General features: G+C 49.7%; 11 protein-coding genes. 4 read left to right on the forward strand and 7 right to left on the reverse strand.

What is annotated here, in order from left to right:
* Positions 1 to 31 precede the first annotated feature (31 nt).
* Positions 32 to 1,072: a protease SohB gene (gene sohB, locus BTA51_RS07325; RefSeq protein ID WP_094706797.1), complete on the reverse strand. Its 1,041-nt coding sequence runs from the start codon at positions 1,070 to 1,072 to the stop codon at positions 32 to 34.
* A 426-nt stretch (positions 1,073 to 1,498) separates the two neighbouring features.
* Here sohB and BTA51_RS07330 point away from each other — a divergent pair, with 426 nt between their 5' ends.
* Positions 1,499 to 1,813 carry an SCP2 sterol-binding domain-containing protein gene (locus BTA51_RS07330; RefSeq protein ID WP_094706798.1) on the forward strand — a complete coding sequence of 105 codons (315 nt, stop codon included), beginning with the start codon at positions 1,499 to 1,501 and terminating at the stop codon, positions 1,811 to 1,813.
* Positions 1,814 to 1,894: 81 nt separating this feature from the next.
* Here the strand turns inward: BTA51_RS07330 and BTA51_RS07335 are convergent, their stop codons facing one another.
* Together BTA51_RS07335 and BTA51_RS07340 are read right to left on the reverse strand one after the other, a co-directional pair.
* Complete coding sequence (locus BTA51_RS07335) at positions 1,895 to 2,545, reverse strand: multidrug transporter (RefSeq protein ID WP_094706799.1); 651 nt, start codon at positions 2,543 to 2,545, stop codon at positions 1,895 to 1,897.
* Positions 2,546 to 2,624: 79 nt separating this feature from the next.
* The gene (locus tag BTA51_RS07340) at positions 2,625 to 4,322 is read right to left on the reverse strand and encodes a chemotaxis protein (RefSeq protein WP_094706800.1); all 1,698 of its coding nucleotides are present in this window, start codon (positions 4,320 to 4,322) and stop codon (positions 2,625 to 2,627) included.
* 328 nt (positions 4,323 to 4,650) lie between these two features.
* Between BTA51_RS07340 and nhaB the strand changes: the two genes are divergently transcribed.
* On the forward strand, positions 4,651 to 6,150 hold the full coding sequence (gene nhaB / locus BTA51_RS07345) for a sodium/proton antiporter NhaB (protein WP_094706801.1): 1,500 nt from the start codon (positions 4,651 to 4,653) through the stop codon (positions 6,148 to 6,150).
* Between the two features lie 130 nt (positions 6,151 to 6,280).
* Here nhaB and dnaQ read toward each other — a convergent pair whose 3' ends face one another.
* Genes dnaQ through BTA51_RS07360 form a run of 3 tightly spaced genes read right to left on the reverse strand, consistent with a single transcriptional unit; the run spans position 6,281 to position 8,234 of the window.
* Positions 6,281 to 6,991 (reverse strand): DNA polymerase III subunit epsilon, encoded by a 711-nt coding sequence (dnaQ, locus tag BTA51_RS07350; RefSeq protein ID WP_094706802.1) that lies wholly within the window; start codon positions 6,989 to 6,991, stop codon positions 6,281 to 6,283.
* Positions 6,992 to 7,021: 30 nt separating this feature from the next.
* On the reverse strand, positions 7,022 to 7,465 hold the full coding sequence (gene rnhA / locus BTA51_RS07355; protein WP_094706803.1) for a ribonuclease HI: 444 nt from the start codon (positions 7,463 to 7,465) through the stop codon (positions 7,022 to 7,024).
* Positions 7,452 to 8,234 carry a class I SAM-dependent methyltransferase gene (locus tag BTA51_RS07360; protein ID WP_094706804.1) on the reverse strand — a complete coding sequence of 261 codons (783 nt, stop codon included), beginning with the start codon at positions 8,232 to 8,234 and terminating at the stop codon, positions 7,452 to 7,454. The genes rnhA and BTA51_RS07360 overlap by 14 nt, the downstream gene beginning before the upstream one ends.
* Positions 8,235 to 8,454: 220 nt before the next feature.
* On the opposite strand from BTA51_RS07360, the gene gloB reads away from it, so the two are divergent.
* The gene (gloB, locus tag BTA51_RS07365; protein ID WP_094706805.1) at positions 8,455 to 9,228 is read left to right on the forward strand and encodes a hydroxyacylglutathione hydrolase; all 774 of its coding nucleotides are present in this window, start codon (positions 8,455 to 8,457) and stop codon (positions 9,226 to 9,228) included.
* A gap of 116 nt (positions 9,229 to 9,344) precedes the next feature.
* A complete protein-coding gene (locus BTA51_RS07370) occupies positions 9,345 to 11,132 on the forward strand; it encodes a LysM peptidoglycan-binding domain-containing protein (RefSeq protein WP_094706806.1) in 1,788 nt (595 codons plus the stop codon).
* 42 nt (positions 11,133 to 11,174) lie between these two features.
* Here BTA51_RS07370 and BTA51_RS07375 read toward each other — a convergent pair whose 3' ends face one another.
* Entirely contained in the window at positions 11,175 to 12,617 is a 1,443-nt protein-coding gene (locus BTA51_RS07375; protein WP_094706807.1) for an HDOD domain-containing protein, read from the reverse strand.
* Between the last annotated feature and the right edge of the window lie 12 nt (positions 12,618 to 12,629).

Consider the following 12,629-nt stretch of genomic DNA (forward strand, 5'->3'; position numbering starts at 1 on the left):
CCTCATCAGGGCTCTTGCCAAGCCTATCCATTTAAACTTTGTTACTGCTCAGTTTAGACACTTTTAGCGCCAGCGTCTCGGCCACTTTTGCCATAGACAAGCCCACTTTTTCTGCCAGGCTTTTCTTCTCCAGGTAGTGCACAAGATAGACATCAGACTCTTCACACTTCGAGGCAAGGTAATCATCACTGGTCATGATCTCATCTACCAGCTGCCTGTCCAGCGCCCTTCTCCCGTACCAGATCTCTCCTTTGGAGACTTCATCAATATCTACCTGTGGGCGGTGCTCGTTCACGAATTCCTTAAAGAGCACGTGCGTTTCTTCCAGGTCTTCAACAAATTTCTGGCGACCCTTTTCTGTGTTCTCACCAAAAACCGTCAACGTTCTTTTGTACTCACCCGCCGTCAGCACTTCAAAATCGATATCGTGCTTTTTCAACAGTCGATGAAAGTTAGGCAACTGGGCGACAACACCGATGGAACCAATGATGGAGAAAGGTGCGGCCACAATTTTGTTGGCCAGACAGGCCATGAGATAACCGCCACTGGCAGCGACTTTGTCAACGCACACCGTCAATGGAATATTTTTCTGGCGTATGCGCTCAAGCTGAGAGGCCGCGAGTCCATATCCGTGAACCATGCCACCAGGGCTTTCAAGCCGGATAACAACTTCGTCCTTGTCCTTTGCCAGTGTGAGAACCGCCGTGATCTCCTCACGCAACCTGGAGACTTCGGAAGCTTTGATATCACCGTCAAAATCAAGAACAAACACCCTCGCCTTGTCCTCCAACTCTTCAACCGGCTTAGACTTCCTGGCTTTTTTCTCTTCCTTTGCCTTCTTCTTGCGAGCCTTTTCCTGAGACTTGATTAAATCTTTGCTCAGAATGGAATCCTCAAGTGCCTGCTTAAACTTCTTCAGCCGGTCATTCAGATGTGTAATATCGATGTCACCATCGTGCTGTTTTTTCTGTTTCTGCCCTAGGGCGACCAACGAACCGACAACAAATAGGATCGCCACCACCAGGGTGACTGACTTTGCCAGAAACAGACCATAGTCGGTTAAGAACTCCAACGTATTTACTCCTGAGTAAGACTGAATATTTTCCAATAACGGCGGGAAGAAGCCTTCTTCCACTCACCAAAAAACGCCATTGTACAGACTATAGCGAGGAACTTAAGTACTTGATGGCAACAGTAACGTGAAATCTTCCACGGCCCTTTGACCATTCACACCTAACGCACATTGAGCATCCCCACACAACCCACAATGCCCCCATATATATGAGGACTTTTTACAAAAATTCAAACAAGCGTTCGATTAACTGTTGACAGCGCTACTCAAAGCCCCTAAATTCAAGCCTCGATGCTGTTAGAGGTATTTTCCTTGTTTTGCCATAAAACCAGGAAAGACAAAATGATTTACGAAATCTCGTTTCAGCGACACCGGGCCCAGGTCCGATGACAACAATTGAGTCCTAACAAATAAAGGGAACGCACTATGCCTGTTGCACAAATTTTTCAGAAGCTGAAAGATAACTTCAACGCTGACGCAGCGTCCGGTCTTGACCTGATTTTCCAATTTGCTATCGAAGACGCAGACAACTACCACCTGATCGTTAAAGATGGCTCTTGCGACTTGGCAGCAGGAGACCACGGTGATCCTTCAGTTACCCTGATCATGAACTCAGAAACCCTGCAAGGCATTGTTAGCGGCGAAACTGACGGTATGCAGGCATTTATGGCTGGTCAATTGCGCGCTGAAGGCGACATGATGCTGGCGATGAAACTCGGCGAGCTGTTCAGCATCAGCTGATTTCCCGGCACAACCGAATAAAAAAGCGCCTTCCGGCGCTTTTTTTGGATTGCTTTTTTAACGGACTACTTTTCGGATGATCTATTTCCAATCCTGCAACGCTTCCACTGCCTGAGTATTCAGCGGCTTTGCAACAAGCCCGTCCACCCCGATTGCGATGGAAAATTCAGCCCCATCCTTCATCGGTAAAAATGTGGCACTTCCATAGCGCGCCTTAATCCAGGGAAAACTGTCCGAATTCAGCAACCACTGCCAGAAGTCGATACCAGGGTCCACATGGTCAACCGCATAAACCGTGCGCTCTGCGTGCTGCTCCTGTTCCAGCGAGTAATAACGTCCGCTGACTCGCTCAAACCGAAAGCCCGGTCTCATTCCCACGGCAGCCAAAGGCCCGTACCAGGTTATCAACCTAGCATCCAGTTGCCACAAATCTCCTGACAGCACAAATTCCTGTTCATCCTCTTCAGGAATTTCCATGACCATGCGGTATTGCTGCTCTCCCATTCGCTTCAGCTTCACCTTAGCGACGGGCACATCTGTCTGAAAACTCTTGAATTGAATAAGATCAACGGCGACCAGAACCAGTAAGACCGCGACAGCCACAACGATCAAGGCAACACTCGCCTTAATCCAGGCCATAAACCAGGAGCGTCGGATGATGGTCCAAATCGCTCCCAGACCAATCAAAAGAGCGATAACGATCAGGATACTACTAACAATGGAATAGAGCATGACGATATTCCGGCCTCGATGTCATCAGACGTCGATCAATGACGCTGCTTCCCACCTGCAGCATTTCCTCCCTGACCTATCAGTATCCCAGCGAACCGACGCTGTCTTCTGCCAGTGACAAAAGCTCCGCATTACCTTCGGCGTTACGTCCCAGACTGTCGACATAATATTCCAGGGATGTCAGGGCATCCGCGAGCGTTTCAAGCAAGTGGTCCTCCGGCTTGGATTCACTGCGAAGCAGTTTCTCCTCAATGCACCGAGCCATGGACTTAAGGACTTTAGCGGCACGACTTTGCTCTATCATCAGCAGCGCCCCTAGCACACCATCCAGCACACTCTGAACATTGGCCAGATGCAGTTTGTCGCCGCTGGATTCAAGATATGCAGTAATTGCCCGTTTAGCCAGCGCCAACCCTGCCTGGGACTCACCGACCACAACGATATGCGCTTCCGTCAGGTATGGACTGGACTGCACATCCGATTTCTGCTCAGCGATCTTATCAGTCTCAAAGGTCAGCCCCTCATCTTCCAATTGGGAAACCGCCTGCTCAATGTTCAATACTGAATCGGCAATCAGCATCAGTTCATTGTCATTGGGCTGCCGACCGGTTTTGCTCCACTCCTGCAGTTTGGCACGCAGGCCTTTTGCAAGATCGCTAAGCCGCTTGAGATCAAGCATCGTCAGGGTATCTGCCAGTTTGCCCAGACTATCGCCAATCTGCTGCAATCCGGTATCGTCGGAATCTATCCCGCGCTCAATAATATCGAGCTTATCCTTGATATGGTTGATTTCCTCATGAAGCGCCTTGGCAAGTGAACTTAGAACATCACTGCCAGGTCCCATCAACAGACTGCGGTGGGCCACCAGTTTTGTTTCATCAAATTCCAGTGGAGACACCTGGAAACCAGCCAGGACTTCCCGGACCTTTTCCGAGTGATCACCGCTCAGGGCAATAATATAAACGAGATCTTTGGCAACAGTTTCCGAAATGGTTTTGGCTGTCGCCACCTTGCCCAGCTTCACCATTTCCCTGGTGTACTTTTCAAGCCTCATAAACACCCTTTGCCGGGTGCCGGTCAGCGTCATGCTGTTCTTCAACATCAGATTCGTTGCCAGCGCTGTCAGCCTCCATAGCTCAGCAATGGAAGAGCCCTTACAGAGCTTGGCAAAACCATCCGCAGCCCGATTCAACAGCTTGAATCCAACCTCACGCTCGCTCTTCTTCAGGAGGTTGAGTAACCCTACCTGATACATATGACGAAGCCGACGACTACGGTATTCGAATACTTCTGGCTGAATGGATGTATCGGAAAGTGGCTTCGGCGTGACACGCTGAAATTCCACGTCGAAGAAATAACTGTCTGGCAGCGGCTTGGCATTTCTGGACTGCCTCAAGCCGTTGATAATGTCCAGCAACAGCTCGGGATGATCCTCACGACGACGATCAAAATATTCCACGTACCGACGCAGAATAAATAACGCCTGACTGAGGGACGCCAGCAAGCTGTTCTTGTCTTCACTAGCGCCAACCGGAACCTCATTGGCTATCGCCACAGATTCCTGGCACAGAATAGTCCCACCCTGCAATTCAATCAGAGTGAAAATGCCTCGCAACTGGTTTAGGAAATCGATGCAGTTCTGTAAATCTTCACCACTTTCACGGTTCTCCTGAAAACGTTCAAGACTTAATTCAGCCTGCTCAATTGTGTTACTGATTTCCTTTTCTACCAGATCAAATGATGTAGATTTTTTCGCGGCTATTGTCGCGTCAGCCATATACCCTGCCCTTAAAACCCTGCGGAGCTGGTGAAAATTGATTTGTTAACAATGTTAAAAAACGTAAAAACGCCCTGTTATTACTAACTTATAACACAAAATTCAAGTTAAACAAGAAATAGCATGTTTCAATTATTTGCTGCATTGTGACGATATTTTGGTAAACTCCGCACCCAGTTCCGTGATCCATACGGCATTTTTCTTCAATTTGCTTCGAACAGTTTAGCTGATTTGAGAATAACCATAAGAAAACCTCTCGCTTTATTGTTTTTCTTTCAGGTTTTTCAATCGGAGTAACCTCGGTTTTCAACCTAAGGAACAAATTGCTATGGTGACGACCCTACCGCAGGCGTTTTACAACAACTTTCTGGGACATGCCCCTTCCTGGTACAAGAAAACAATCATCGGGTTTCTGATTATAAATCCAATCTTATTTATGATCAGTCCCTATATGGCCGGATGGCTACTGATTGTTGAGTTTATTTTCACTCTCGCACTTGCCCTGAAATGCTACCCGCTGCAACCCGGCGGACTCCTGGCTCTTGAGGCCGTCATTATAGGCATGGTCAGTCCCGAAGTGGTGTACCACGAAGTTTCCGGAAACCTGGAAGTCATCCTGCTTCTGGTGTTTATGGTCGCAGGCATCTACTTCATGAAAGACCTGCTGCTTTTCGTCTTCACCAAGATTCTTTTGAATGTTCGTTCCAAGATAACTCTCTCCCTGCTATTCAGCCTGGTATCCGCCATTCTCTCCGCTTTCCTGGACGCCTTGACCGTTACCGCTGTTATCATCAGTGTGGCCGTCGGTTTTTATTCTGTATATCACAAGGTGGCCTCCGGCAAGCATTTTGGTCACGATCATGACCATGGTGACGATCAACAGGTTCAGCAACACCTGAAGGAAGACCTGGAACAGTTCCGCTCATTCCTGCGAAGCCTGCTGATGCACGGCGCAGTGGGCACCGCGCTGGGCGGTGTCTGCACCCAGGTGGGTGAACCCCAGAATCTTTTGATTGCCGACAAGATGGGCTGGGACTTTATTGAATTCTTTATCCGCATGGCCCCCATCACCCTTCCGGTGCTGGTCGCCGGTCTTTTGACCTGTTGCGCCCTGGAGAAGCTCAAAACTTTCGGCTATGGCTCAAATATTCCGGATTCCGTCAGACAGATTCTCGAAGATTTTGACGCTGAAGAAAGTAAAAAGATGAACCTGCAGCAGAAGTCCAAATTGCTGGTCCAGGGATGTGTAGCCGCCATTTTGATATTTGCCCTCGCCTTCCATCTGGCTGCGGTGGGACTGATCGGCCTGATGGTGATCATCCTCCAGACATCTGCCAACGGCATCATTGAAGAGCATCAGATCGGCAAAGCATTTGAAGAAGCATTACCCTTTACCGCGCTTCTCGTTGTCTTTTTCGCCATAGTGGGCGTCATCCATGAACAGCACCTTTTCTCCGGAATCATCAACGCGGTTCTGGCAATGGATGAATCGATCCAGCCTTCCATGTTCTTCATCGCGAACGGCGTTCTTTCCATGATCAGCGACAACGTCTTTGTTGCGACCGTTTATATTGATGAAGTCAAAAGGGTCTTCGATGCCGGACAGATCTCCCGTGAGCATTATGAAGCACTAGCCGTCGCTATTAACACCGGAACTAACCTGCCTAGTGTTGCCACTCCCAATGGCCAGGCTGCTTTTCTATTCCTGTTGACTTCAGCCATTGCTCCCTTGATCAGACTTTCTTATGGGAAGATGGTGATCATGGCAGCACCTTACACTGTCGTCATGGGGGGAATCGGCCTCTTAATGGTTAACCTGACACTGTAGAGCTTTCTGATTCATTACATAGAACCAGCTCACCATAAATAGCTGACTCTACTGCAACAAAAAAGGCGCTCAACAGCGCCTTTTTTGTTGGTCCATATATTAGGACGGGTCAGTCTGACTAAATCAGCATTCAGCCGTCCAACTGCTTCCAAAGACAAGCGCCGGAGCTTTTTTCTATAGAATCCAGCTTTTCATTGTGAGCAGACATCTCCTCTTCGCTGGCTTTCACCACTCTTAGCCTGGGACGATCTGCCGAAAGCCTTTTGATTTCGGTCGCACTTTCGTCGCCGTCGCCATCACCGCCATGCAGCATCAGCGCTGTCTGCCCACCGGTCATCATGAGGTAGACGTCAGCCAGAATTTCCGAGTCGAGCAATGCTCCGTGAAGGTCACGGTGGCTGTTATCGATTCCGTATCGTCGACACAAGGCATCCAGATTGTTTTTCTGGCCAGGGTGCTTCTTACGCGCCATTAGTAGCGTATCAACGACACCACAATGATCTTGCGTCCTACCATATTGTTTACCCAACATGGCAAACTCATGGTCGATAAACCCGACGTCAAACGCCGCATTATGGATGACCAACTCAGCCCCTTTGATAAAATTCAGGAACTCGTCAGCAATTTCCGCAAATCGGGGCTTTCCTGCCAGGAACTCGTTCGAAATGCCATGCACTTCAAATGCTTCAACATCCACTTCGCGATCAGGCTGGATGTAGACGTGGTAATGATTTCCGGTAAGTTTCCGATCAATGATTTCAACACAACCAATTTCAATAATCCGGTGCCCTTGCGAAGGCTCCAGACCGGTTGTTTCAGTATCCAGTACAATTTGACGCATATAAATTTGTTAATTCTTCAGTAGTTTATTTCACACACCGGAGGAAGGCTCCAGCACTCCCCGGTTAGCCAGCTCATCTGCCAGCTCATTCAAGGGATGGCCGCTATGCCCTTTCACCCAATGCCAGCTCACCTGATGCCTCTGACAAGCCTCATCGAGCAACTTCCATAATTCACTGTTCTTCACAGGGCTTCCCGAAGCAGTTCTCCACTGCTTCTTCTTCCAGTTGGTCATCCACTCCGTAATCCCCTTGCGAACATATTGGGAATCCGTATAAAGCTCCACCTGGCACGGTTGCTTCAAGGCATTCAATCCCTGAATGGCTGCCGTGAGTTCCATTCGGTTGTTGGTGGTGTTTGCTTCGCCACCCCAGAGTTCTTTTCTTTGCTTGCCATAAATAAGCACAACGCCCCATCCACCGGGACCGGGGTTTCCTTTGCAGGCCCCATCGGTATAAATCTCAACTTTTTTCATTCTTTCTATAAGGTGTGAATTGAACGACTGCTGCTCCGTTTCCGGTAACAGCTCTTCTTTGCCATTTTGGTTTGAGGGGAATCACGCCACCGACGCGCTTCTGCGCCTGTATGATATAGAATGCCCCCAGCGGAAGCTTGAGTTTTTTGCCCAGCCGGTTTAAAAAAGCCAAACGACTCAGCCAGCGCAGATTCGCTGCGGGCGGAGTGTAAAAACTATAATTGACTTCATGTAATTGCAGATCGAGAAGATTCAGCCAGTCTTCAAGCCTTACGGCTGAAATGAATCGCCCTGACCAGGGCGCTTTACGACTACGGTGAAGATACTTGCTCAAGCCCCAAGTGCTGACCGGATTAAAACCGACGATGACAATGTGTCCACCCGAACGCAGCACCCGGCAGGCTTCACGTAAGGCTTGGTGAGGCTGAGGCGAAAGGTCCAGCGTATGATGCAGCACCACCAGATCAATACTGTCCGATACCAGCGGTAACTCATGGGGCTCACAGACAAGAACACCGTCTCCCGCTTCCTCTTCCAGTTTGGGTACTGCGACAATTCGGTGCCCCAGCAAACTGTTCTCAGCGATTCCGTGATCCTGATCGACCAGTAACTCCAACTGATGGTATCCGAAATAGCGGGATATGCATCGCTCTACGGCAAGCCTTTGACTGGCCAGCAGGGATCTCCCCAACCCGGTCCCAAACCATTGACGGAAATCCTCCCTGACAGATCCAGGATCCAGCATTTTAAGCTTGCTAATATTCTTCATAACCCTGTTTTGCCATTGCTTTCCTGGATTTCAGAATCTGAACGATATTTCTCTCGAACTATACTATCCACGGACAATACTAGCCACGAACAATACTAATACAGGAATTAAATAGAAATTTCCCTCACGGAAGCCTAAGCTCAAAATATGGTTCAGGATCATCGATAATAGAACTCCCCGAGGCTAAAATAGTATCACTTCGAATTCTCCGGGATAACCCATGGCTAAGATATTTCCAATCCCTGCATTTCATGACAATTACATCTGGCTCTATGAAAGCCAGGAACAGGCCTGGGTTGTTGATCCAGGCGACGCCGGTCCGGTAGAAGCCTGCCTACTAGAGCATGGACTGGAACTGGCAGGCATACTCGTAACACATCATCATATGGATCATGTGGGCGGCATTCGCAGCCTGATTGCACGGCGCGACATTCCCGTTTACGGATATCAAAAAGCCAGTATCCCCATGATCAACCATCCTTTGAACGAGGGGGAAACTCTGGAACTCCCAGGCTTGACACTTCGTGTTATCACGGTGCCGGGACACACAATGGATCATATCGCCTATTTTGGAACATCCCCTGAATTGGGCCCGGTACTTTTCTGCGGGGATACGCTTTTCTCCGCCGGTTGCGGGAGGCTATTCGAGGGAACACCGGAAAACATGCTGGACTCGCTTGTAAAACTGAAGTCTCTGCCGGGCGAAACCAAGGTTTACTGTGCTCACGAGTACACGCTATCCAATCTCGCCTTTGCAAAAGCCGTTATGCCGGATTCCGATGCTGTCCAGCAGCGAATCAATGAATGTGCAGACCTGAGACAACAAGGTATACCCACACTGCCCTCCTTATTATCCAGGGAGATGGAATTCAATCCTTTTCTGCGAACGAACGACGCCAAAGTCGTCGCGCAAGCCAGGACAAAGCTCGGCCACGAACCTCAAAATGAAGCGGAGGTCATGGGCGCCATCAGAAAGTGGAAGGATAACTTTTAGGTTTTTTAACTTGCTGATCAAACTACCGCCCCATACAATTCCCGACGTTTTGCTTGCCGATCGCTTGGAAAGTGGCGGAAGACCTTTGATGTAAACGCTGATAGTTAAGCTGAATTATGCAATATTTCGCGCGCCTGCTGGCCGCAACACAGTTAGTATTTCTCGCCTCCTGCAGTCATCTGGAGCAGGTGGTATCGAGCGGTTCCCAAGAACCTGATTCGTCTCAGACCAGTGGATCGTCGACATCTCCGCCGACTGCTGAAACGGGCTTATCCTACGATCTGTCAGGAAACCCTGAGATCGGTGGAGTCACCTCCCAGGAGACCACCGATAATGATCAGTCCATCAACGTCGTCACCAAAGCGGAAGCTCAATCGGATGTTCAATATTTGAATAATGCCGGTGCTTCTACAGGGGACCAGGAGAACGATTCAGAATCGCCCCCCTCCAACGATACCGCACTGGCAGTCAGCAAGAGCCTTTGGGATCGAATGCGATCAGGCTTCAAACTGGATCTTGGGCAGACCAACCCCAGAATAGAAACCCAGCTGGATTGGTACGCACGCCATCAGGCATATCTCGACCGCACCTTCGAACGTAGCTCACTTTACCTTCACCATATTGTCTCTGAAGCTGAACGACGCGGAATCCCCGCAGAGTTGGCCTTGTTGCCGGTTGTCGAAAGTGCTTTCGATCCTTTTGCCTACTCTCACGGCCGTGCAGCTGGAATCTGGCAGTTTATTCCCGGCACAGGTAAACACTACGGACTTCGTCAGACCTGGTGGTATGACGGTCGGCGGGATATCGTTGCCTCAACGGAAGCAGCCTTCAATTATCTCAGTGATATGGCTCGCTTCTTCAAAGGCGACTGGCTACTCGCACTGGCTTCCTATAATTCCGGTGCGGGAACGGTTCAGCGGGCTATCCGAAAAAATAAGGCGCGTGGAAAGCCCACTGATTTCTGGCATCTTGATCTGCCCCGGGAAACCCGGGCTTATGTCCCCAAGCTCCTTGCCATAGCCAAACTGGTGAATACCCCGAAAGACTACGGGGTTACGCTGTTCCCGATTACCAACGAACCCTATTTTGAAGTGGTCCAGCTGGACTCCCAGATTGACCTCTCCCAGGCTGCCCGTCTGGCCCAGATCGATGTTGACGATCTGTATATTCTCAATCCTGGTTACAACCAATGGGCCACTGATCCACTGGGGCCCCATAGATTGGTTCTGCCGGTAGATAAAATTGAGATATTCAAGCAAGCTTACGATGATTTACCAACCGAGCAGCGTGTAAACTGGACCCGTTATCGGGTCAAAGCCGGCGACAGCCTGATCTCCATCGCCAAAAAATTCAAAACCACTCCTCAGGTGGTCAGAGATGTTAATCGAATTCGGGGCACACTCATCCGCCAGGGGCAACAACTGTTGATTCCAAGCAGCTATGAAGGTGAAGACTACTACGCCTTGAGTGCCGACAATCGCCTGGAGAGCAAGCAAGCCAGAGTTACCGGTGCTGCAGGCACCACCAAAGTGGAATACACGGTCAAATCCGGCGACACCCTCTGGGATATCTCCCGGGCTTACCATGTTAATGTCAGAAAGCTCGCCAAATGGAACGGCATGGCTCCTGGAGATGTACTGAGTCCAGGCAAAAAACTGGTGGTGTGGACCAAAGTCAATCTGGCACAGACCTCTACCTCTCCGAGCAGTTCTCCCTTCAGCAATAGAGAGATCATTCGCAAGGTGGGTTATCGTGTCCGTCAGGGGGATTCACTTTACCTGATCGCCAATAAATTCAATGTGTCAGTGAATGATCTGGCCAAGTGGAATGCCATCAACAAAAACAGCATTTTGCGACCAGGCCAGCGACTCTCGATTTACGTCGACGTCACGGAGATCAATTAGGGTCTTCAGCACTGATCCTGCAATCCAGCACTTGTTTGTGCTCTAGCGTTTATTCGCCAGCAGCCCAAGACACAGGGACGTCTGCTGGAGAAAATGCTTGAAACCACTGAAATAGGTTTCCGTCATCGGACGGCCGGAGACTCTCATATCCGCATATAAAAACCCAACTTCGCGATTACCGGCAAGGATGGGGCCCAACAGGCAATCTCCCGAGCCTACCAGCTCATCAAATGCCGCCCCCCGTAACTTGGACACAGAGGAATGAGCGGAACTTCCCAACCATACCGACTCCCGGCGCTGCATCACCGCAGAAAACAAATTGTCGGGTTTCTTTTCATACGCAAACCGATAGCGTTCACGCCAATTCACTGTCCGAGCTCCCACCACGTACTTGGCTGACACCTGGGTACGCGATTGGTTGAATATGGCAAGAGCCACGCGCTCCAATCCAACACCTTCATGCAGCCCGGTCATAATTAACTGAAATAGTTTCCCCGTATCCAGATTACCGGACATCATATGCATGGTAGCCTGCAGAGTCTGCAGCTGAACCTGTGGGTTGGGATGCAATAACGGTGGGGTATCGAGCGACTCGTCGACTACCTGGCAGGTTTCTTTCAATAACTGGGTAAGTTTCGGATCACAATACAGTTTGGACAATTGGGTTGCCTCATCCATACTGGCCCGCAGCCGCTTTTTGGCAACGTCTACCGGTTGATTGGAAAAGACAGACACCTTCTTCAACACCACTTCCATTTCGAGGCTGTCCCAGCCCTTCTCCATCGCTATGGCAATCTCATCCCCAAGGCACACAGCCTGGGACATTCTGCTTTGGTCTTTCTTGTCTTCTGACAGGGACTCAGCAAGCGTCCCCCCCAAATTCCATTGAGCAACCAACTCCACCGTCAGTCTCTCAAAGGTTACGCCGAGGACTGACTCTATATCCCTTGAGGTGCCCCCCTGCTGGTAAAGCCGGTATGCCTTATCAATGCTTTGATGCGGATACGCCCAAATCATCAATTCGCCCAAATGAAGAAGAAGTGCCGCCACAAACACCTCTTCCTTAACGTCCAACCGGGCTTTGTCACATAAATTTCGCGCCTGAATCGCGGCATGGAATGACCGAGCCATCTGTCTGATCAGAGATTCCCGGGGATGCTGCTTCATGATCGATTCAATGACAACAGCCGAGACACAAATCGCCCGGACGGTATTAAACCCGATATGCATGATTGCCCGGCTGATCGTAGTCACCGGAGTCTTGGATGGATTGTAAAGGACGCTATTAGCAACCTTGATAATCTTCGATGTCAGAGTCGGGTCTTTTAAAATCTCCTTAGACAACTGCTGTACCGATGACTCTTCGGAATCGGTCAGCTTGTTCAACTCCCTGATAATGGCCCCCATGGTCACTGCATCCATCTGGCTCAGCTCCTCAAGCCACTCATCCAACCCGAAAGGAGCTTTCTTCGAAGTCAACAGCATTCACCCTCTCTA

The organism is Hahella sp. CCB-MM4, assembly GCF_002260525.1.
GTDB lineage: Bacteria > Pseudomonadota > Gammaproteobacteria > Pseudomonadales > Oleiphilaceae > Hahella.

Excerpts from the sequence above, each read along its gene's own strand:
- BTA51_RS07330 (WP_094706798.1), top strand. The coding sequence starts at position 1,499 with ATGCCTGTTGCACAAATTTTTCAGAAGCTGAAAGATAACTTCAACGCT.
- BTA51_RS07335 (WP_094706799.1), bottom strand. The coding sequence starts at position 2,545 with ATGCTCTATTCCATTGTTAGTAGTATCCTGATCGTTATCGCTCTTTTG.
- BTA51_RS07340 (WP_094706800.1), bottom strand. The coding sequence starts at position 4,322 with ATGGCTGACGCGACAATAGCCGCGAAAAAATCTACATCATTTGATCTG.
- nhaB (WP_094706801.1), top strand. The coding sequence starts at position 4,651 with ATGGTGACGACCCTACCGCAGGCGTTTTACAACAACTTTCTGGGACAT.
- dnaQ (WP_094706802.1), bottom strand. The coding sequence starts at position 6,991 with ATGCGTCAAATTGTACTGGATACTGAAACAACCGGTCTGGAGCCTTCG.
- rnhA (WP_094706803.1), bottom strand. The coding sequence starts at position 7,465 with ATGAAAAAAGTTGAGATTTATACCGATGGGGCCTGCAAAGGAAACCCC.
- BTA51_RS07360 (WP_094706804.1), bottom strand. The coding sequence starts at position 8,234 with ATGAAGAATATTAGCAAGCTTAAAATGCTGGATCCTGGATCTGTCAGG.
- gloB (WP_094706805.1), top strand. The coding sequence starts at position 8,455 with ATGGCTAAGATATTTCCAATCCCTGCATTTCATGACAATTACATCTGG.
- BTA51_RS07370 (WP_094706806.1), top strand. The coding sequence starts at position 9,345 with ATGCAATATTTCGCGCGCCTGCTGGCCGCAACACAGTTAGTATTTCTC.
- BTA51_RS07375 (WP_094706807.1), bottom strand. The coding sequence starts at position 12,617 with ATGCTGTTGACTTCGAAGAAAGCTCCTTTCGGGTTGGATGAGTGGCTT.